Raw genomic sequence first — 19988 nt, forward strand, 5'->3', positions numbered from 1 at the left:
ACGGTCTGCGCCCCCTGTCGGTAGCGGCGATTACTGAGCGACGGCCAATTTCGCTTCCTTGGCCTGAAGCTCGGCAAGCATCTGCTCGTCCGTCTTCATGATGCCGAAGTCGAGCAGCATGTCCTCGAGCTCCTCCATGGTGATTGGGGTCGGGATGGTGCCCTGGCCCGAATTGCCATGGATCTTCTCGGCCAACGCGCGGTACTCCCCTGCCTGTTTGGAGTCCGGCGCATACTGGATTACCGTCATCTTTCTCAGTTCGGCATGCTGGACGATGTTGTCGCGCGGCACGAAGTGGATGAGCTTGGAATTGAGCCTGGCGGCCAGCGCCTCGGAGAGGTCGAGCTCGCGGTCGGTCTGGCGCTCGTTGCAGATCAGCCCGCCGAGCCGCACGCCGCCCGAATGGGCATATTTCAGGATACCCTTGGCGATGTTGTTGGCGGCATAGAGCGCCATCATCTCGCCGGACATGACGATGTAGATTTCCTGGGCCTTGTTTTCGCGGATCGGCATCGCGAAGCCGCCGCACACCACGTCGCCCAGCACGTCGTAGGAGACATAGTCGACATTGTCATAGGCGCCGTTCTCCTCGAGGAAGTTGATAGAGGTGATGACGCCGCGGCCGGCGCAGCCGACACCCGGCTCGGGGCCGCCGGACTCCACGCACTTGATGTCTTTGTAGCCGATCTTGAGCACGTCCTGGAGTTCAAGGTCTTCCACAGAACCTTCCTGGGCGGCGAGATGCAGAACGGTATCCTGCGCCTTTGCGTTGAGGATCAGGCGGGTGGAGTCGGCTTTGGGATCGCAGCCGACGATCAGGATTTTCTGTCCGAGGTCGACCAGGGCGGCTAGCGTATTTTGAGAGGTGGTGGACTTGCCGATGCCTCCCTTTCCGTAGAATGCGATCTGACGCAGGCCTGACATGTTGCTTTCCTTCCTTCTTTCCATCCATAGCGGCTACCCGCGACTTGAATGCCGGTCGGCAGATCCCGCCGCCCCGCACCAATCGTTTCAAAACTCGTGCCAATTTGGCTGGTTGGATCGAAGAAGAAATTTTATGATTGCTTTTCAGCTGTTTAACATTTGGCAAAAATATTAAATTGGCTAAATAAACTTGTGTCGCGGGCCCGACAAAGGCGACAGGAGATGTCGGATAGCGTTGAGTGAGACGTCGGCCGCGGAGCCCGGAAAGAAGCTAGTTGTCAAAATCTGATGGAGTAGATGCCCCCTCCCGACGCCATCGCAATGTGCCAGTTTGGTGATTGCCAGAATCGACCAAGACAGAGACGGCATCCATGGAAGTTACCATCATTGGAATCGATCTCGCAAAGCGGGTCTTCCAGGTTCACGGCGCGGCGAGTGACGGGAAGGTTGTCTTTCGCAAGAAGCTGTCGCGCGCAGTTGCTGCCGTTTCTCGCCGGACAGCCCCGGTGCACGGTGGCGATGGAAGCGCGACCGCCCACGACTGGGGGCGTACGATCGGCGGGCTCGGGCATGCGGTCCGGCTCCTGCCGCCGGTCTATGTGAAGTCCTTTGTAAAGCGGCACGCGGAAGCGGCCCTCAGGCCGACAATGCGCTTCGTGGCTGTCAAAACCGAGGAGCAAGAGGCGCGGTCGATGATCTTCCGCACGCGCGACCTCTTGGTGCGCCAGCGCACGCAGCTGATAAACGCCCTGCGCGGCCACCTCGCCGAAGCACGGGGTCGTCGCCCCACACGGCCCGGCCCACGTGAAGCGCCTTGCGGATGCAATCGAAGACGAGGAAGGCCTCATCCAGCCGATCGTCCGCGACGTCGGTCGTCTCTACCTCCAGCAGATCGCCATCTACAGCGAGAAGATCGCCGAGCTCGAGAAGACCCTCCCTTGGCTGTAGATCATCTGGGAGCTCGTCCCGCTGGATTTGGCGCGCTGAAGGAGCGGGGATCAGCCAAATCCGCGAGCGTTCCAAGTGGATTCTGTCCACTCTATCTGAGTTTCAGCCATCTTGCCCTCCCGAGCATTCCTTAACCCGCCGCCGCATCAGACCGCTCCGCGTATCGGATTGACGACCTTGAGCCCGGCAAAGTCTTTTTCGTTATCCGTTACCAGCACGCACTCGTTCGCTCCGGCGACAGTGGCGATGATCATGTCGAGCCCGCTGCGCGGCTTGCCGGCCAGTTTTCCTCCTGCCATCAGCCGCGCCCAGATCAGCCCTGCCTTGTCGTCGAACGAGAGGATGCGGCCCGCAAACAGCGCCTGCGGCCCCTCAGGCCCAGAGAACCAGTTGTCGAGTGCGTCGCGTTTTTTCCCGCGCGGCTTCTCCAGAACCCTGCGAAGAATTTCCGCAACGGTCAGCGAAGCGATGAACAAATCCTCGTCAGGCTGTCTCGACATCCATGCCAGGAGCGATTCCGAAGGCTGCGATTTGACGACATCGCTGATGATGTTGGTATCGAGGAGGTAGCGTGTCAAAGGTCGATCTTCCGCCCCTCTTCATGGGGGCGGGAAAGATCGAGGTCAGCTCCCACGAGCGGCGAACGACGCAATGCGGCGAGAATCCCGCCGAGCTTGGGTGGCTCGCCGGCGATGGTCTGGCTGACAGCAGCGCGCAGGCTAGAGGCATCCGGTCCATCTTCGGCCAGGCGGCGAGCCAAAGATCGAATGAGGTCGCGATCGGCATCGCGGCCAAGCACCTCGAAGCGCGCCAAGCCGCGCTCGCTGAGGCGAGATCGATAGTTTTGAATGGCGCGTTTTTGCGATCTGCTCATAGTTGCCTCCGACTACAACACACATACATAATACATTCGACATACATCATAACTACAACAAGAAGGAACATACAGATCTAAATAAAAAGACAGTCTTCATTTCTCATTTCCAGTAATATAACCAGAATACTGGGTTTGATCAAGGTGCAGGCAGTCCGGGCAGTGCTCTCTTTCGGTTGAATGGCATCGGTGGGGACGCGCGATATATGTTACGCGACGGTACTTTTTGACCAGCGTCGGATTTTTTGCGCTGACAAGAGAAATATCTCGGCGCCGACCAGAGGGCGTCGGCCCCAGGACGGGCGAGGCTCGTTCGGCGAACGGCGCGAAACAGGGATTGGTCGATTCGCGCGGCGATGATTGTCCACAACGCCTGCTGGACGGGTTCCGTCGTGCAGGTGCCCGTCGCTGCCCGCCTTGAAAACTGTCAGAAAATTGCATACATTTCTGACAGGAGCATGGCCATGCAACGGTTGACCGAACAGATTCTTGCGCACGCGAAAGGGCTGCCAGAGGGCACGCCGGTCGCAGCTAAGAGCTTGCTTCACCTCGGGAATCGCGCCGCGGTGGATCAGGCATTGTTGCGTCTAGCCGAGCGGACGCAGTTGATCCGGGCGGGTCGCGGCGTCTATCTCCTTCCGGTCACGAGCAGGTTCGGCACCCGGGCTCCCTCCGTGGAGCAAGCGATCGAGGCGCTTGCCAGCCAGCGCGGGGAGATCATCGTCCCGAGTGGGGCCGTTGCCGCCAACACCCTCGGTCTCACGACACAGGTGCCGGTCCGGTCGGTCTATCTGACTTCCGGCCGCACCCGGAAGATGAGCCTCGGCAAGCAGGTCGTCGAGCTTCGCCACGCGCCTCGTTGGCAGCTCGCCATGGCGCATCGGCCCGCTGGCGAGGCGGTGCGAGCGTTGGCTTGGCTTGGGCCGGAGAAGGCTGAGGCCGCCCTCCAGAAACTGAAGCGGAAACTCCCGCCGGGCGCCTTCAGCGAGCTGGTCGCGGTAGCGCCGCAGCTTCCGACCTGGATGGCGCGCAGCGTGGGCAAGGCCGCACATGGCTGATCCCTTTCTCCACCTCCCGATCGAGGATCGGCGGGAGGCGCTCGGCGTCGCGGCCGATCGGTCCGGCCGGCCGGCGCATCTCCTCGAGAAGGACGTGTGGGTGGTCTGGGCGCTCGCCACCCTTTACGGCTCGGCGCTCGGCGAACATCTGGTGTTCAAGGACGGCACGTCGCTGTCCAAAGCCTATCAGGTTATCCAGCGGTTTTCCGAGGACGTCGGTGCGCCGTGACGGCGCGGGAGGGTAGTATGACATAGTTAGAACCTTTCCTAGCTTTGCTGATTTTCGACCGACGGCTGTAATGCCGTCCCTTTCGTCGGAACAACGAAAGGAAGGGGACCGAAAAGCTGGACCGGGTGTCGCCGGTTCGGTGCCATAAGCAGATCGGTCTGAACTGTACCGGACGGAAGCCATCACTTCTGGGCCGGGCTACCGCAGTGCTCACGGTGAGACAACGAAGTGCGTGATAGAAGCCTCTGAATATCCGAGAAGTTTCCCAAGCGTGATGGCGGGGGAGACAAACAGCGCGATCAGACATGGCAGGGCTCAATGTTCCCTGCTGAGGGGTGCGAGAAATACGCGCTCGGAGTGGGCGAGTTCCTTCAGCCCACTCTCCGTATCGCCAGGGGTATAGCGCACCACCTACAGGCACGAAGGTTGAAAATCGGAACACGGGAACTTGAACCGTCTGCCCGGCAGGAACCGGGCTAGCCGCGACGACCGGAGACGGGCGCGTTCAAGGGCGGAGCCTCCGTAGTAGTCCGGGTCCGGGAAAGCCGGACACATGGCGAAGGGAGGCAGGAAGATGATCGGTTGGCATGACGGAGGAGTGATCTGTGGACACGGATCATCAGGCTGATAAAGCTTGGGTACTCGGCGTTCAGCGCAAACTGTATCAGTGGAGTAAGGCGAATCCCGACGACCAGTGGCGGGACATGTGGGGCTGGCTGACAGACTCGCGCATGCTTCGTCACGCTTGGCGTCGTGTGTCCACCAACAAAGGCGGGCGCACCGCCGGGGTAGACGGGATGACCGTGGGACGCATCCGGAAGAAAGGAGAGCTACGCTTCCTTGCCGGGATTCAGGACGAACTGCGCTCCGGCGCATATCGGCCGAGTCCGGCGAGACGCAAGATCATTCCCAAAGCCGGTAAACCGGGGCAATTCCGGCCCTTGGGCATTCCCACGGTCAAGGACCGCGTCGTACAAAGCGCGGTCAAAGCACTTCTGGAGCCAATCTTCGAGGCGCAATTCTGGCATGTTTCCTATGGGTTCAGGCCCGGACGGAGCACGCACGGCGCCTTGGAGCATATCCGCCGGGCTGCTCAGTCGCACAAACGCGGCGGGGATACCCGGAGGCACGGGATGCCATATCCTTGGGTTATCGAGGGAGACATCAAGGGCTGCTTTGACAACATCAACCACCACTATCTGATGGAACGGCTACGCAAACGCGTCGCCGACCAGCGGGTGGTACGGTTGGTCGGGCAGTTCCTGAAAGCCGGCGTGCTGACGGAGGAGCAATTCTTCCGCACGGAAGCCGGAACCCCGCAGGGTGGGATCATATCACCGCTGCTCGCCAACATTGCGCTTAGCGCGATTGAGGAGAGATATAAACGGTGGGTGCATCCTGATCCGACGGGGAGGTCTTCACGACAATCGATACTCTCGGCGGCATCGGGTAGACGTCTGTGGGATCGCAAAGCAGGGCACTGCGTGTGTTTCCCCGTACGCTATGCGGACGACTTTGTGGTGCTGGTCTCCGGTACGCAGGAAGAGGCTATTGCGGAGAAATCCGCGCTGGCAAAATACCTGCAGGAGACGACAGGCCTCGAGCTGTCACCGGAAAAGACGAAGATCACAGCAATGACGGACGGGTTCGCGTTCCTCGGATTCCGCTTCGTCATGGAATGGGACGGGCGCTACGGATATTGTGCACGCGTACAAATCCCGAAGACCAAGTCCCTCGATCTCCGTCACAAAGTCAAGGAGTGTACCGGGCGCACCAGCGCGAGAGGCACCCTTGGCGCAAAGCTTCAGGAGCTTAATCCCATCCTGCGCGGATGGGCGAATTACTTCCGTTTCTGCTACGGAGCCAGCAACGTGTTCACCAGCCTCGACTGGTACACCGGGGATCGGCTCTGGCGCTGGCAGCGGAAAGTTCGCCCAAACGCCAACGCGAGCGAAATCGCAAAAGGCCGACAACGCAGCAGTCGCCGTCCGACGGTGAGACTGTGGCGTGATGGGTCCGTCGAGCAGTATATGCTCGCGTGGACTCCCGTCTGCCGGTTTCGTCTGGCGTGGATGGGAACGCCAAACTTCGCCACGTCTTCTGGCGAGCCGGATGCATAACGAAAGGTGCACGTCCGGTTCTGCGAGGGGTGGTGAGAAACGGACCGCTGCAAGGCGGTACCGCGCTCGCCACCTACTCTACACCTAACATACGACATCCGGGCGATTGCACCCGACTTGGTGGGCGACGACGGCGAAGCGTTGCCGGAGACCCGTAGCGAGGAAAAACGCTGGTCCAGCGAGGTGCGCAAGCGCCTGCCAAATTGGGTTGAAGGAAGCGTTCAGCCGATCATCGCAGATGCGCTCGCGGCTGAAGCTTTGGCGGCCGCCATCCGCGTCGAGGGCGAGAAGCTGTTCATCGATTACGAAGCCGCGACGGCTGGCTCCGGCTATGTGGCGCCGAGCGTGATGCTCGAATTCGGAGCACGATCGACGGGCGAGCCGGCGAGCTTGCGCGACATCGCCTGCGACGCTTCTGGCCTGATCGAGGGCGTGACCTTTCCCACGGCTCGTCCACGCGTGATGCATGCGGAGCGAACCTTCTGGGAGAAGGCGACGGCCATCCATGTCTTCTGCCTGCAGGAGCGCCTGGGCGGCGATCGCTTTGCTCGTCACTGGCACGATGTCGCGCGGTTGGACGAAACCGGTTTTACCGCGTCCGCCTTTGCTGATCGCGATCTGGCGAACGCAGTGGCGCGCCACAAGACCATGTTCTTCGCCGAGAAAGCGCCCGATCGAACGCCCATCGATTACGCGGCGGCTGTCAACGGCGGTCTGCGGCTTGTGCCCGCAGGCGATGGTCTGAAGGCGCTTGAAGAGGACTACGCCCGCATGGTCGACGACGGGCTTCTTCTGGAAGACGCGGAGCCTTTCGAAGCGCTGATGGCGCGATGTGCCGATATCGCCGAGCGAGCCAACTGCGTCCGCGAATAGAAAAAACTGGGGGGACGGCGCCGTGCGAATTTCGCGGGTCAAAATTACAAACTTCGCCAATCGGCGCGCTGCGGCCGGGAATGCTCGATGCGCTGATGGCGGCAGAGCCAAGCCTCGCCGATCAACGCGAACAGGTGGTGCGCATGTCGGCGGCGCTCGCTGTCGGCGGGCCGCTCGCCGACCTGGATCTGGCGAGCCTCGGTGGACGCGACGCGTCGCCTCTCCATCTTAATCTGTTGACGCCGCACTCGGCAAAGGGCTGCGAATATGATGTCGTGATCATGGCGGGACTCGATCTGGGCGGTTTGCCCTGGCGCAACGAGCAGCCGGCGGCGCGACGCGAAAGCCGACGGCTGTTCTATGTTGGCCTGACGCGGGCCCGCGACGAGATCCATATGCTGTATTCCGGTTACGTCGATACCGGCCGCGGGCGAAGGTTCGGCACCCCGTTCCGTGCAAGAGCGTAGCCGTCGACAAGTGTGGAGATCAGCTCCTTTGCATTGGGAAACCGTTATTTGAGGGTCGGGTCGAGCTTATCGCGCAACCAGTCGCCGAGGACGCTAACGGCAACGGCCGTCACGACAATGACAACGCTTGGAGCGAGCAGCATCCAGGAGGCGCGGGTGATATACTCGCGGCCGGCCGCGACCATGACACCCAGGCTGGTCATCGGCGGTTGAACGCCGAGGCCGAGGAAGGACAGTCCGCTTTCCACCAGGACGATTTCCGGAAAGGTTACCGTCGCCGCCACGAGAAGCGTCGCCGCACTGTTGGGCAGGATATGCCGCAGATAGACACGCAGCGGATGGGCGCCGAGCTGGCGCGTTGCGCTCGCATAGCCCTGCGCGCTGGCGGTGATTGCCAGTCCTCGTGCCAACCGCGCATTCCGCTCCCAGCCATAAAGTCCCATCAGGGCGACGAACAGCGTCAGCGAATTACCGAAACAAGCGAGCATTGCCAGCGCCACGATTAGAAATGGTAGCGAAGCCTGTACGTCGATCATTAGCAGCAGCGCATGCTCGACGAGCCCGCGGAAATACGCGGCGATGAAGCCAATCCCGGTACCGACCAACACGCTGATCGCAGTGGCGCCGAAGGCGACCAGCAAGCTGGTGCGGATCGAGTAGAAAAGACGCGAGGCCACATCACGGCCCAGATCGTCGGTTCCCAGGACGTGTAGCATCGTTCCGCCAAAGCCGACGGGCGGCGCCAGGCGATGGCGCAGGTCGATAGAAGTGATCTCATAAGGAGCGATCAGCGGCGCGGCGAGCGCCGTGAAGAGCATGAGGAGAACCCAGCCCACAGCAAGGAGTGTCGGCAGGTCCACCGAGCGAGGCGGCGGACGGTTGGTTTCTACAGTTGCCGTTTTCATTGCGATCCTGAGTTTGTTCCACGCAAGCGCGGATCGAACACGCCATAAAGCAGGTCCACCAGCAGGTTGGCCGACGTCATGGTCAGCGCCACGAGAAGGAGGATGACCTGCACCACGGCGAGATCACGGTTCGCAACCGAAACCACCAGCAATTGGCCGATGCCGGGCCAGCCGAAGACGCTTTCCACCAGTACGGCGCCCGCGACCTGGCCGCCGAGCATCAGGCCGAACAGCGTCAGCACAGGAATGATCGCGTTCGGAAGGGCATGGTGGCGAACCACCTGCCGCCACGTCACGCCCTTGGCGCTGGCCGCCACGATGTAGAGCTGCGACAGAACTTCGATCATGGCGCTACGCGTGAAGCGCGCGATAATGGCCGCCCCGCCCAAACCAAGCGTGAGCACCGGCAGTACGAAGCTTTCCGGCCGATCCGCGCCGCCGGACGGGAACAGGCCGAGCGTCACGGAAAAGATCAGGATCAGCAATAGCCCGAGCACGAAGCTTGGCACGGTGAAGCCGAACACGGTCAGCATCATCACCGATCGGTCGACCCAGGTGTCGCGATGCATGGCGGCGTAGGCGCCGACCGGAATGCCGATCAGCATCGTGAGCGCCAGTGCCGGCAGCATCAGCGCCAATGTCAGGGGCACGCGCTCGAACACAAGCTGCAGGGCCGGTTTTCCAGCCAGCATGGAATTCCCGAAATCGCAGTGAATTGCCGCCAGGACATAGCGAACATATTGCACATACAGAGGCTGATCGAGCCCCCAATGCCGGCGAAACGCCTCAAGATCCGGGGCGCGGGCGCTGGGGCCGAGTATCTGCAGCGCCGGGTCTCCAGAGGCCCGCAGCACCACGAATGTAAAGGTCACCACGATCAGGATCGACAGGCCGGCACGCAGTATCTTGGGGCCGGCGAAACGAAACACAGCACTCATCAATGCCTCACCAAATGGCAGGCGACCTGCCGTTCCGATCCTAGCGGCAGGAGTTCGGGCAGGCTCTGGCGGCAGACATCGCGCGCAAGTGGACAGCGTGGATGAAACGGGCATCCGCTCGGCCGATCGGTGGGGCTTGGCGGTTCGCCTGGCAACGCCACATAATGATCGAATCCGCCCGGAAGCCTCGGCATGGCCGAGACGAGCGCCTGCGTATAGGGATGGGCGGGTTGATCGATAATGGCGTCGGCGCGCCCCTGCTCGACGACGCGGCCAAGATACATGACGACGATCCGGTCGCTGACATGGCGAACGACTCGCAAGTCATGGCTGATGAACAAGAGGCCGAGCCCGAGCTCCTGCTGAACATCCATGAGCAGATTGACGATTTGCGCCTGGACTGACACGTCGAGCGCCGAGACCGGCTCATCGCAAACCAGAAGCGAGGGTTTTGGCGCGAGCGCCCGCGCAAGCACGACGCGTTGGCGCTGGCCGCCGGAAAGCTGATGCGGATAGAGCATGCCATGGCCTTCGCCGAGGCCGACGCCGTGGAGAAGCTCGGCCACACGTTGCTTGCGGCTTGCCGGATCCCCAATCCCGTGAATCGCCAGCGGCTCGGCGATGAGAGCGCTGACAGTCATTCGGCGGTCAAGCGCTGCCAAGGTGTCCTGAAAGACCAGCTGCATCTGGCGCCGCTGCGCGCGCCACTTTTTGCTGTCGATGCGCGGCAGCGGCAAACCCTGAAACAGCACACCTCCCCTGTCCGGCGGCTCCAGACCGAGCGCAATACGGCCGGTGGTGGACTTGCCGCATCCGGATTCGCCGACAATGCCGGTCGTCCGGCCCATCTCGACATCCAGCGACACGCCATCGACTGCAACAAGATATTTCCGCGGTCCGTAGAATGGCGAGCCGAGGGGAAAGCGACGGGTGATGTTGTTGAGACGCAGCAGGGTCATTGATACGTGCCGGCGTCCAAACGAAGGCAACTCACCGAATGCCGCGCGGCGACCTGCCGCGGTTCCGGTCGGCTCGTGCGACATGCCGTGATCGCGTGCCGGCAGCGTGGCGCATAGGCGCATCCCGGCGGCAGATTGCGTTGTGGCGGCGCGCCGGCAATGGCGGTCAACCGCATGCGCGGACCGTGCGAGGGCGGAATGGCACCGATCAGGTCGCGTGTATAGGGGTGTTCCGGCGCGGTCAGAAGCGTGTGTTTCGGTGCCGTTTCGACGATCTGGCCCGCATACATGACGCATGCCCGGTCACAGACGGCAGCCACCGCGGCGAGATCATGGCTGATCATGACCAGCGCCATGCCTGTGTCGCGTTGAATATCTTTGAGCAGCAGCAGGATCTGCGCCTGCACGGTAGCGTCGAGCGCGGTCGTTGGCTCATCGGCGATCAGCAGTTCGGGCCGGCCGGCGAGCGCGATGGCAATCATCACCCGCTGGTTCTGGCCGCCCGACAGTTCGTGGGGGTACGCGTTGAGCCTGCTTGCCGCAGCGGCTATCCCGACCTGGTCGAGCAGGCGGCAGGCCTGGGCACGGGCGGCGGCACCGCTGAGGCCACGGTGCAGGCGAAGCGCTTCGGTGATCTGCGCGCCGATGCGATGCACCGGGTTCAGCGCGCTGGCCGGATCCTGGAAGATCATGGCGATGCGTCCGCCGCGCACCCGATCCAAAACGGATTGTCGTGCGCCCACAAGATCGAGATCACCAATCCTGGCCTCGCCCCCGATCTCGGCGGATTTCGGCAGCAGGCCAAGAACCGCCCGCCAAGTCACGGACTTGCCGCAGCCGGATTCGCCAACGATACCCAAGGCCTCGCCTTTGTTCACAGCGAGATCGACACGGTGCAGCACAGGCACATCGCCGAACGCCACCCTCAAGCCAGCAATGCTTATGGCAGGTTTGGTGGCGGAAGCCCCGATGTCATGGGCCGGCAACAGCGCGGCGCCCGCGCTGTTCTGGAAGGACTTGTGCAGCATGGAACTCAGGCCACCGGCTCAGGCGGCATCTTCGGGCCGAGATACATTTGCGGTAACGGGTTGGGCTGCCAGCTGACATCCGCCTTCTGCCCATAGATGAAGGGCATGGAATGCAGCGGCGTGATGCAAGGGTCCTCGATCTCGACAATGTCCTGCATCCGTTTGAAGGCCGCCTGGCGCTTGGCGAGATCGGTCGTCGTTTCAAGCTCGTGACCGAGCCGGTTGAACTCGGCATTGGTCCAGCCACCTGTCGACTGGAGGTCATTGGTCGGACCGATAATCTGCCACAGCATGGAAACGGGATCGGCGTAGAAGGCGCCGCCGGACGTGTCATTGATGCCGCCAATGTCGCCGACCTGCGTCCAGTTCTCACACATGATCAGCTTGACGTTGATCCCGGCAGCCTTCCACATCTCGACAAGCGCCTGGTTCTCGGCGAGCTGCATCGGATAATAGGTGCCGACGGAAGGGTAAGGGATTTCCTCGCCCCTGTAGGATGACTTGGCGAGCAGTTCCTTGACCTGCGCCGGATCATAGGACACTCCCTTGCGGTTGGGGTCGTTGATCTCGCCGAAGATCGGTAGCTGCCAGCTGGTCAGCGCTTTCGCCCGGCCGTCCCAGAGGCCGTCCGCCAGCGCACCGCGATCGATAGCGAGAGCGAGCGCGCGACGCAGATCGACATCTTTCAGGATGGGAGTCCTGAGCGGAGCAAATGTGAGAAAGCGGAACCACATGGCTTCGCCACCAACAATCGAGAGGCCGTTGACACCCTCAATTTCGGCAATGTGGTCCGGAGTGATGTCTGTGACGATATCGTAATCGCCCGACTTCAGTCCGGCGATGCGCGCGGCGATTTCCGGCAGCCGCTTGAAGCGGATCGAGGCAAATGGTGGCTGGCCTCCCCAATATTCGTCGTGCGCCACCAGCGTGATCTCGTCGCCATTGCGGACCTCGCCGATCTTGTAAGGGCCGGTGCCGATCGGCTTCGCCGCCCAGGCGTCATAGCTGCTGGCGCCAGCCCGTGCCCTGGCGCTGATGATCTGCGTGCCCCAGGCGCCGAGCCGCTGGGCGAAGACCGGATCCTCTGTCCTGGTGATCAAACGGACAGTGCGATCATTGATCTTCTGCACATCGGCAAGCGAGGAGAGGAAGTTGGCAAACACGGCCGCGCCCGGCGCTTTTTCGCCGCGCAGTCGATCCGGCCCGAGCGAGAAGACAACGTCATCCGCCGTCATTGTGGACCCGTCATGAAACTTCACATTGTCGCGCAACCTGATCTCATGGATCGTGGCGTCGATTTGCTTCAATGATGTCGCGAGCGCGAAATTCAGGCGAAAATTGTCGTTGTAGTCGGTCCGTAAAAGCTGATCGAAAACGCTGTATTGCACCCGCCAGGAAACGTTGGCGATGGAGGAGCCGTCCACCGGTTCCAGAATTGTGCGCAGGTCCTGAACGGCAATATTGAGGTTCGGCCGCCGGCCGGCTGCCGCCATGATCGTGTTCGGCAATGCTATTGCGCCAGCCGCCATGGCGCTCATGCCGAGAAATCTGCGACGTGTCGTTTGCATATCAAAATCCCCTCTCTTTCAGTCGGGATGACAATCGGAGCGAATGAAATCCGCTCCCGAGACGGGATGAGACATAGCGCGGTTATGTGACGGTTTTTTGCATGTTTGAGACGGATTGTGTTGGTTATTGAAATCAAATGGAAAAAAATGTTTCACGATTGGGGCAGCCGTGCGGGCTGACAGAAGAGGATCAAGTAGAGACCAGTGCGGGGTTGTGACGGTTTTGCGGATATAGAACTTCAACACCGGCGGCTTCGATCTTGTCCAGCATGTCCGATGCAGGCCTCCGGTCGGTGATGATCGCGGTAATCGCCGAATGGGGCAGGATGCGGTAGCGCGCCGACAAGCCGAATTTGCTGTGATCGGCGAGAATGACAATTTTCCGTGCTTGCTCGCAGAGCGTCGCAGCAAGCTCCTGTCCGACCTGTTCATGGTCGAAGACGCCATTCGGATGCACCGCATTGACGCCGATAAATGCGACGTCGATCTGCTGTTCGCGGAGTGTACGCAAGGCGGTGAATCCGCTTACGGTCCGGAAATCGACATTGAAATCGCCCCCCAGCATGACAACGCGATGCCGATGGCCTTCGGCCGCGGCGATGGCAGTATCGACCATGTTGGTGACGACGCGCATTTCCGGGAGGGCCGATATGCGGCTGGCCAACGACAGAATGGTGCTGCCGCCCCCGAAAAAGAGATTCTGGCCGGGCTTCAGAAGACCCAGGGCGATCTCAGCGATGGTGCTTTTTTCCGCGCGCTCGGAAACAGCTCGCGATGAGATGGCCAGCAGCTTTGGCTGTTGCGTTGCGACCGCGCCACCATGGACCCGTGCGACCAAGCCATCCTGCTCGAGCCGTTTGATATCCCGCCGCGCAGTCTCTTCTGAAATATTGAACCGCTGCATCAAATCTCGGATGCGCACTTCGCCATTCGCCTGGATGATTTCAACGAGCCTTTTATGACGATTGTAACTAAGCGACATGCTTCTCTCTCTCGCGGCATTCGAAAAAAGACTATTCAGTTCGCTGCGCAAATGTCACGTCAGGGCGTCACTCTCAGAGGCCGTTGAGCGGCTTAAGGTGCGCCGCAGAGCTTTTGCCAGCCTTTCGTTTTCCGTCCGACTTCGAACCGTCAGGCGCAGATATCGATCTGCGTCGTTCATGGCTTGATAGCCGCATTCTCTTACGAGGACGGATTCGAACAGAACGAGGCGGCGCTTGAGCTCGGCAGCGGATACCGAATTTTCAGGCAGCCGGCACAAGATGAAATTCGTTTGCGAAGGTACGACGTCGAGGCCCGGTACCGTCCGCAGCTCCTCGATGAACAGCTCTCTATCTTCTCGCAACATGTCTAGACTGTGTTCCAATTCCTCTGCGAATTCGGGAAGCAGGAACAGTGTGTATTCCGCAATGCCGTTAATGTTCCACAGCGGCAGTTTCCGGCGCACGGCGGCAACGAGGGTGGGATCGCCAGCCATGAGGTAGGCGAGCCGGATTCCGCCAAGTCCGAAGACCTTTCCAAGGCTCTTCACCACGATCAAATTGGCACAGGACGGAACCAGATTCTCAACGCTGTTTGGTCGGCCATCAGCGGGAAAATCAATGAACGATTCATCCACGATCAGCCGTCGCCCTCGAGATCCTAGGGCCTCCGCCAGCCATGCCACGTCAGCATGATCAACAAGTCGACCGGTCGGATTGTTTGGATTTACAACGATTGCCGTATCCGCGCCTGTCGCCAGTACGAATTCCAGGAAAGCTCGAACGTCGAGATCGAAATAGGGCGGGGTGAGGACGAAGTTGTTCTTTTGTTCGTCATCGAGAGGTGTTTGAAAGCCGGCGAACGTCGGCACGGGAATCGCGATTGTTGGGTTCAGCGTTGAATAGAGCGCCTGGATGAGGTCGGTCACCCCGTTTCCGACTGCAATAAAGTCCGGCTGCTGCGAGGTCATCGTGCCAACAACTGAAGCGATATCGATCTGCTGAGAAGGATAGCATGTCAACACGCCTTCGAGCCTCGCCGCCAGCCGATCGTAAAAAGTCTTGGGAGGGAAGCGGGTATTGCAAAGAAGCATGTGCTCGGCGATTGGCTTGCGCCAATAACCTCCGACGCTCGTTTCCAGACGCCGCAGCACGTTCTCCTTGTCACACCGAAATTCCGCGATGGATGCGTCGACACCGTCGCAAATATCGAGCAGCTTGGAGCCGGCAGTCAGCACATTGCCAGGCAACGCTACGTCCAGCTGGGACAGGCCCGCGACTAACCTGCTGAAGGCCTGATGCAGAGATGCCGCGGCGCGGCTTTCGGCCAGAAGATTGCGTAGAACATCAGCACTCAATCGATAAATCCCGGTCGGCGCGTCGGGCCGCCAAGCGGAGCCGCGCAAACCCTTGTTGGTATTGATACCGTCAAGAACCTCACTGTCGAAAAGCGGTGTTCCCCATATCAGGAGAGTATCGCCATCATGTTGGCGGAACTTCTCAATGAGATCGCCGTCATGCGCGTCGTGCCACGAAAGCGTATTTGTGCTGTCCTGCAGGCGGAACCCATCGAATGTGCCGCTACTCAAGTTTTCAACGAGAGTGACATCTTCAATGCCGTTTTCGACACAGGCGTTGACGAGACGGTCCAAGAGCGGCTGACCGTTGATAGGAACCAACGGTGCATCGTAGCTGCCACTCCACAGATGTATTTTTGGCCCTGCGAAATCGAGGATAAAAATAGCACGGGTCGTATCGGCCATCTCGGACTCCTTTCTTCTGAAGGAAGCAAAAAGAGCGCGTAGAAGCGCCCATTCCCAAAATCAAAACGACCCACTGGCGCTCGAAGTATCCCGTGATGCGTTCATACCGGCGTCATCCGAAGCCTATAGGGGGCTTTGGTTTCGATCGGTCTCTTCCAGGTGCAACATGACCCACACCAATCCATCCAGGCCTACCGCTCGTTTTCAGACGCCTGCCTCGATAAAGCCGCGCGCTCCTACGAAAGCGATTCTGATCCTCATGGACGGCGTAAGCGCGGACTATTTCGAAAAGCACAAACATCGGTTGCCGACGCTTCTTCGTTTGGCAGGAGACGGTCTGTCCATCACTCGCCTGCGCTCAACGGTGCCGGGAACGTCGATGCCGGGGCGCGCAAGCATGCTAACCGGCGCGGCGCCTCAAGCGAACGGGATCTACGGAAACCACATTGTGCGAGATGGCTCGTTTGTCTGCGCCGACGCGTCTGATCTGCGGGTTCCGACCATTGCAAAGCTTGCCAAAAATAGCGGGCTTGATGTCGCGTCCATCGGCGCTGGGTTGATCGACCCAGCCGATTGCGATGTCTTCGTGCCGGCCTGGTGGGAACGAGGGTTTCTCCAGGGAAGCCGGTCATTTAAGAGCCTGCCCGAAAACCGCATCGCTCGCTCGCGCATGATCAAAGATCCAAATGGGCGGTTGCGAGCCGCCGGCGTGCTCGATCTCTTCGGCTTCCCGTCCAGTAGCGACACCGTTGCGAGCACTGCTCTCGTTGCGGGCCTGGCCGCGGATCATCTCATGATCGGGGCTGCAGGAGCGCTGGCTTGCTCGGAGAACCCGCCTGATCTCATTTTGACCGAGATCGACATGACGGATTCGATTCAGCATCAGTTCGGATACGAAAGCGAGGCGGCACATTGGTCTATCGCCGCGGCCGACATGATGATTGGCGCTCTCATCGAAGGACTGAGGCGAGTCGGGCGGAAAGACGATTACGCGATCGTAGTCGCAAGTGACCATGGACATAGCGCCGTCCACACAACCATTTATCCGGATGCGATCATCCCTGACTTGCTTTGGGAAAGTGAAGGAGCGACGCTCCATGTCCTGGTTGACGGAGCTCATGACCGCAGAATCGCAGACGGACTGTTGGCGCGCTTCCAAGTGGAGCCGTGGTCGAGCGACCATGTTCCGGTAAATGAACGCGATTGCATAGCGACCTATGTCGCACCTCCTGGACACTCCTTCGAGGAGACCGTTGGAGACACGCAAGAAGCTGGCCCGACGGGCAGACCTCGATACTTGTCCACCCACGGTTTTCGACCGGGCAGCGCGGAGGACGATCGGATATGCCTGTTGAGCATCCCTGGAATGCAACCTTGCAATATTGCCTGGGGCTCCGCTGAAGAGTTCACGCCAACCATTGCTCAGATCTTGGGATTGTCCGACGCCCCGTTTTCGGCAAGGGGTCTTCTGTAACATGCCCGCAAGCGACCGCCTGCGGGCTCGCATATTCGTCATGAGAATACCTCTTTGAAGAATATCCCAAGGTTGGCCAACAGCCAGAACTTCCGACCAAACGAGTCTGAAGGATTTCGTCGTCCGGCCTCGAACCAACGCCGCAAAGCAGCAGGATCGAACAAATCTCCCAGTGGAGAGTCCTTATCAAACAGCAGCCTTCGATATTCCGTTGCTCCCTCGCCAACGGCCCACTGACCCAGTGGCAGCGGAAATCCCATCTTTTTGCGAGATAGAACAGATCTGGGCAAGACGCTCCGGTATTCCCTTCTTAAGGGGAATTTTGAGACATCGAGACGTTCGCTGAAGGAAGCAACCGGATGCCACAGTGCCTGGACCGAAGCGATTGGAGACCTCCACCTCAACCGCTGTGAGCCGGGCATCGCCATTGCGGCGGTAACGAGCTGGTGATCGGTATAAGGAACGCGAGCTTCAAGCCCAGCTGCCATTGTGGTGTTGTCAACCATTTCCAGCAATGCGGGCAAATGCGTAGAGACGAGAACATATGAGATCTTGCTAAAGAAATCTCCGCCGGCCTCTGCAAATTGAGTCGAGAAGTGATCGAACAGAGCCATCTCGTGCTCCCTTCGTACCCGCCCATCGATGACAAGCGAGCGGATTTCATCGGTCGGGAAGTAGCTGTAACGCGCCAGGAAGAACTGCAATTGACTGCCATGGACGTCGAGTCCGAGGCGCCGGCGTGCGACCTGGGCAAGAGCACGTGGTAATGCGGCGATGATCTTGCTTCGATTGTAATCATACGGCGTACGGAACAATCGGCTGTAGCCAGCAAAAATCTCATCGGCCCCCTCGCCGGTGAGGACGACCTTATGCTCCTTCGAAATCGCCTTTGCGAGCGTAAACATTGCGATTTCGTTATGCATCCCAAGCGGATGTCCGCGCAGGCGAACCAGCTCTGACACAGCGTAGATATCGGAAGGTTCTCCAATTGGGACGACCCGGTGAGTGAGCCCAAATTCTGCGGCGACCTCCATCGCATAGGCCGTCTCGTCATAATCGGCGGTCTCGACCTTGCCGGTATAGCAGATCGGACGGATTTGGGAGCGGGTGGACGCCTCATAGGCGAGGATGCTCGAGTCAAGTCCACCGGACAACAATGCGGCGACCGGTACGTCAGACACCAGCTGACGTTCGACGGCGCTTCCAAATAGTCTCCTTATGTCGGAATAGTCCGGCTTCGATCGCGAAATGCGCTCCGACAGATTCCACCAACGTTCGGACGTGTGTCGCCCGTTCCTTATTGCGAGGAGATGGCCGGGCTCTAACTTGGAGATCCCGGCGAACAGCGTCCTGGCACCGACAACCGCGCGATAGGAAAGAAAACTGAGCGCGCCGATGATGTCGGGTCCGCGCATGACGCCCGGCCAGCGAATGAGAGCGTTCGGCTGCGACGCAAAGAGAAGGCCAACATCGCAGATCGTGTAGTAAAGGGGTTTTACCCCCAAACGATCTCGGGCGATGAGAGCAAGCGAGTTCCGGGGATCGAAAAGCGCGAAGGCAAACATCCCGTCAAGGCGGTTTAAGAATGACTTTCCCCAAGCAATATAGCTAAGAATTAGAACCTCGGTGTCGGACACCGTCGAAAAGGAAAAACCCATATCCCTCAATTCAGCTCTAATTTCCCGATAGTTGAATATCTCGCCGTTGTACGTCACCACAACTCCGGTATTGTCATCGCGATAGGGCTGATTGGCGCGAGAATGAGCGTCGACAATCGATAGCCGTCGATGCGCGAATGCGACCGATTGATCAATGTATAGGCCGCTGGCATCAGGCCCGCGATGAGCGAGAGCCTCAGCGCAACGCTCAACGGCCTCAGCACAAACGGGTGTTCCCTCGTTTTTGAGGACTATCCCAAAGATTCCGCACATTGGGGTCGCTCTCTTGGCACGAATAACGCCAACTACGTGCTCGGCTTTTCGCCGATCATCTGGATGCAGCCATCGCCGAACCAGAAGCGGGCCAGCGGGTGGTCATAATGACGGTACATCGGAGCGAGAAAGCGCCGAAGATTATGGAAATTTTTTGTATACCTTGAGATCCTGCGGATCTTCTCGAAGCCGCACTCGCCATACCAGCCTCGGATTTGCACCTCTGTGAATGCGAACCCGTGATAGGTCGGCGCCTGGAAACGATCCCGGATCGTCACGAACAAATCATCGTCAAAAAGACTCCGAAAGAATTCGTTTTCGCCGGGTATATATTCTTTCTCTTCGCCGTCCTTTATTCGCAACAGCCAGTTGATGGCTTCGCGTGCGGTGGATGCATCCAGATTGTCAATGGAACTGCGGAATTGTTCGTCGCTTTGGTAGAGTTCTCGCAAGTGATTGATGCATCGGTAAATGACGCCGTTGGCGGTACCCATAATCGTCAAAAAGAAGCTGCCGCCGGGGCGGGTTACACGGGCAAGCTCTTCAAAGCCTTTTTTCGGATTGCTGGTGTGCGGCAAAACCCCTGCGCAATGGACAAAATCGAAACTGAAGTCGTCAAACGGCAGATCGAGCACACTGCCAGCGACCAGTTCCGAGCGCGGCCCAAATCGGCTGAGCCGTTTGCGCGCGCAATCCATCCAATCATTGCTCAATTCAAGCGAAACAACGTTTCGTGCCCCCTTGTCGAGAAACGCATAGGACGCATTCGCGTTGGAGCCGCAGCCCGCATCCAGGACATCAAGGCCGCGGAAGCTACCGGTTGGCAGGCCGAAATATTCCTCCTCGATTAGAGAGACCAACCTGTCGAATATGTGGTCATCATTCTCCTGCTGGCGCTGGTAGCGATCAAAGACGGTGCGAGTTTCGACCTCGAAAGAGCTTTCCATGT

At 59.7% G+C, this 19988-nt stretch carries 16 protein-coding genes and 3 pseudogenes; 7 read left to right on the forward strand and 12 right to left on the reverse strand.

The genetic code is table 11. From position 1 onward, the window contains the following. Window positions 1-30: 30 nt before the first annotated feature. Window positions 31-924, reverse strand: a complete 894-nt coding sequence (gene nifH / locus JG743_RS31530; protein ID WP_010913608.1) for a nitrogenase iron protein — start codon at window positions 922-924, stop codon at window positions 31-33. Between the two features lie 371 nt (window positions 925-1295). On the opposite strand from nifH, the pseudogene JG743_RS34465 reads away from it, so the two are divergent. After that, window positions 1296-1854: pseudogene (locus JG743_RS34465) on the forward strand (IS110 family transposase); the annotation flags it as partial. A 164-nt stretch (window positions 1855-2018) separates the two neighbouring features. Here the strand turns inward: JG743_RS34465 and JG743_RS31540 are convergent. After that, window positions 2019-2450 carry a PIN domain-containing protein gene (locus JG743_RS31540; RefSeq protein WP_202296314.1) on the reverse strand — a complete coding sequence of 144 codons (432 nt, stop codon included), beginning with the start codon at window positions 2448-2450 and terminating at the stop codon, window positions 2019-2021. Next, a complete protein-coding gene (locus JG743_RS31545) occupies window positions 2447-2746 on the reverse strand; it encodes a hypothetical protein (RefSeq protein WP_202296316.1) in 300 nt (99 codons plus the stop codon). Before JG743_RS31545 ends, JG743_RS31540 begins: the two co-directional genes overlap by 4 nt. A gap of 464 nt (window positions 2747-3210) precedes the next feature. Here JG743_RS31545 and JG743_RS31550 point away from each other — a divergent pair, with 464 nt between their 5' ends. The 5 genes and pseudogenes from JG743_RS31550 to JG743_RS31570 all read left to right on the forward strand — a co-directional run bounded on the left by JG743_RS31550 (window position 3211) and on the right by JG743_RS31570 (window position 7493). After that, window positions 3211-3804: a DUF6088 family protein gene (locus tag JG743_RS31550; protein ID WP_202296318.1), complete on the forward strand. Its 594-nt coding sequence runs from the start codon at window positions 3211-3213 to the stop codon at window positions 3802-3804. Beyond that, window positions 3797-4021 (forward strand): annotated as a pseudogene (locus JG743_RS31555) (nucleotidyl transferase AbiEii/AbiGii toxin family protein); the annotation flags it as partial. The gene JG743_RS31550 and the pseudogene JG743_RS31555, both read left to right, overlap by 8 nt. 617 nt (window positions 4022-4638) lie before the next feature. Beyond that, window positions 4639-6153 (forward strand): group II intron reverse transcriptase/maturase, encoded by a 1515-nt coding sequence (gene ltrA / locus JG743_RS31560; protein ID WP_202295506.1) that lies wholly within the window; start codon window positions 4639-4641, stop codon window positions 6151-6153. 81 nt (window positions 6154-6234) lie between these two features. Further along, window positions 6235-7026 (forward strand): annotated as a pseudogene (locus JG743_RS31565) (nucleotidyl transferase AbiEii/AbiGii toxin family protein); the annotation flags it as partial. Between the two features lie 80 nt (window positions 7027-7106). Further along, a complete protein-coding gene (locus tag JG743_RS31570; protein ID WP_244673014.1) occupies window positions 7107-7493 on the forward strand; it encodes a 3'-5' exonuclease in 387 nt (128 codons plus the stop codon). A gap of 44 nt (window positions 7494-7537) precedes the next feature. Here the strand turns inward: JG743_RS31570 and JG743_RS31575 are convergent, their stop codons facing one another. The 7 genes from JG743_RS31575 to JG743_RS31605 all read right to left on the reverse strand — a co-directional run bounded on the left by JG743_RS31575 (window position 7538) and on the right by JG743_RS31605 (window position 15634). Then, the gene (locus JG743_RS31575) at window positions 7538-8398 is read right to left on the reverse strand and encodes an ABC transporter permease (protein ID WP_202296321.1); all 861 of its coding nucleotides are present in this window, start codon (window positions 8396-8398) and stop codon (window positions 7538-7540) included. Continuing rightward, window positions 8395-9336, reverse strand: coding sequence for an ABC transporter permease (locus tag JG743_RS31580; RefSeq protein ID WP_202296323.1), 942 nt, complete (start codon window positions 9334-9336; stop codon window positions 8395-8397). The genes JG743_RS31575 and JG743_RS31580 overlap by 4 nt, the downstream gene beginning before the upstream one ends. After that, entirely contained in the window at window positions 9336-10295 is a 960-nt protein-coding gene (locus JG743_RS31585; RefSeq protein ID WP_202303122.1) for an ABC transporter ATP-binding protein, read from the reverse strand. The genes JG743_RS31580 and JG743_RS31585 overlap by 1 nt, the downstream gene beginning before the upstream one ends. Next, window positions 10292-11323, reverse strand: a complete 1032-nt coding sequence (locus JG743_RS31590; protein WP_202296325.1) for an ABC transporter ATP-binding protein — start codon at window positions 11321-11323, stop codon at window positions 10292-10294. Before JG743_RS31590 ends, JG743_RS31585 begins: the two co-directional genes overlap by 4 nt. 5 nt (window positions 11324-11328) lie before the next feature. Then, a complete protein-coding gene (locus JG743_RS31595; RefSeq protein WP_010913597.1) occupies window positions 11329-12891 on the reverse strand; it encodes an ABC transporter substrate-binding protein in 1563 nt (520 codons plus the stop codon). A 190-nt stretch (window positions 12892-13081) separates the two neighbouring features. Next, window positions 13082-13873 carry a DeoR/GlpR family DNA-binding transcription regulator gene (locus JG743_RS31600; protein ID WP_010913596.1) on the reverse strand — a complete coding sequence of 264 codons (792 nt, stop codon included), beginning with the start codon at window positions 13871-13873 and terminating at the stop codon, window positions 13082-13084. Between the two features lie 54 nt (window positions 13874-13927). Continuing rightward, a complete protein-coding gene (locus JG743_RS31605) occupies window positions 13928-15634 on the reverse strand; it encodes a pyridoxal phosphate-dependent aminotransferase (protein ID WP_096453623.1) in 1707 nt (568 codons plus the stop codon). A gap of 166 nt (window positions 15635-15800) precedes the next feature. Between JG743_RS31605 and JG743_RS31610 the strand changes: the two genes are divergently transcribed. After that, on the forward strand, window positions 15801-17108 hold the full coding sequence (locus tag JG743_RS31610) for an alkaline phosphatase family protein (protein WP_199201500.1): 1308 nt from the start codon (window positions 15801-15803) through the stop codon (window positions 17106-17108). Window positions 17109-17146: 38 nt separating this feature from the next. Here JG743_RS31610 and asnB read toward each other — a convergent pair whose 3' ends face one another. Then, complete coding sequence (asnB, locus tag JG743_RS31615; protein ID WP_202296327.1) at window positions 17147-19039, reverse strand: asparagine synthase (glutamine-hydrolyzing); 1893 nt, start codon at window positions 19037-19039, stop codon at window positions 17147-17149. Window positions 19040-19071: 32 nt separating this feature from the next. Next, window positions 19072-19986, reverse strand: coding sequence for a class I SAM-dependent methyltransferase (locus JG743_RS31620; protein WP_202296329.1), 915 nt, complete (start codon window positions 19984-19986; stop codon window positions 19072-19074). Window positions 19987-19988: the final 2 nt, after the last annotated feature.

It is taken from the genome of Mesorhizobium sp. 131-2-1, assembly GCF_016756535.1.
GTDB lineage: Bacteria > Pseudomonadota > Alphaproteobacteria > Rhizobiales > Rhizobiaceae > Mesorhizobium.

Coding starts and splice junctions, on each gene's coding strand:
- JG743_RS31590 (WP_202296325.1), bottom strand. CDS start 11,323: ATGCTGCACAAGTCCTTCCAGAACAGCGCGGGCGCCGCGCTGTTGCCG.
- JG743_RS31610 (WP_199201500.1), top strand. CDS start 15,801: ATGACCCACACCAATCCATCCAGGCCTACCGCTCGTTTTCAGACGCCT.
- JG743_RS31550 (WP_202296318.1), top strand. CDS start 3,211: ATGCAACGGTTGACCGAACAGATTCTTGCGCACGCGAAAGGGCTGCCA.
- nifH (WP_010913608.1), bottom strand. CDS start 924: ATGTCAGGCCTGCGTCAGATCGCATTCTACGGAAAGGGAGGCATCGGC.
- JG743_RS31580 (WP_202296323.1), bottom strand. CDS start 9,336: ATGAGTGCTGTGTTTCGTTTCGCCGGCCCCAAGATACTGCGTGCCGGC.
- JG743_RS31595 (WP_010913597.1), bottom strand. CDS start 12,891: ATGCAAACGACACGTCGCAGATTTCTCGGCATGAGCGCCATGGCGGCT.
- JG743_RS31575 (WP_202296321.1), bottom strand. CDS start 8,398: ATGAAAACGGCAACTGTAGAAACCAACCGTCCGCCGCCTCGCTCGGTG.
- JG743_RS31605 (WP_096453623.1), bottom strand. CDS start 15,634: ATGGCCGATACGACCCGTGCTATTTTTATCCTCGATTTCGCAGGGCCA.
- JG743_RS31570 (WP_244673014.1), top strand. CDS start 7,107: ATGCTCGATGCGCTGATGGCGGCAGAGCCAAGCCTCGCCGATCAACGC.
- JG743_RS31620 (WP_202296329.1), bottom strand. CDS start 19,986: ATGGAAAGCTCTTTCGAGGTCGAAACTCGCACCGTCTTTGATCGCTAC.
- JG743_RS31585 (WP_202303122.1), bottom strand. CDS start 10,295: ATGACCCTGCTGCGTCTCAACAACATCACCCGTCGCTTTCCCCTCGGC.
- JG743_RS31600 (WP_010913596.1), bottom strand. CDS start 13,873: ATGTCGCTTAGTTACAATCGTCATAAAAGGCTCGTTGAAATCATCCAG.
- asnB (WP_202296327.1), bottom strand. CDS start 19,039: ATGTGCGGAATCTTTGGGATAGTCCTCAAAAACGAGGGAACACCCGTT.
- JG743_RS31545 (WP_202296316.1), bottom strand. CDS start 2,746: ATGAGCAGATCGCAAAAACGCGCCATTCAAAACTATCGATCTCGCCTC.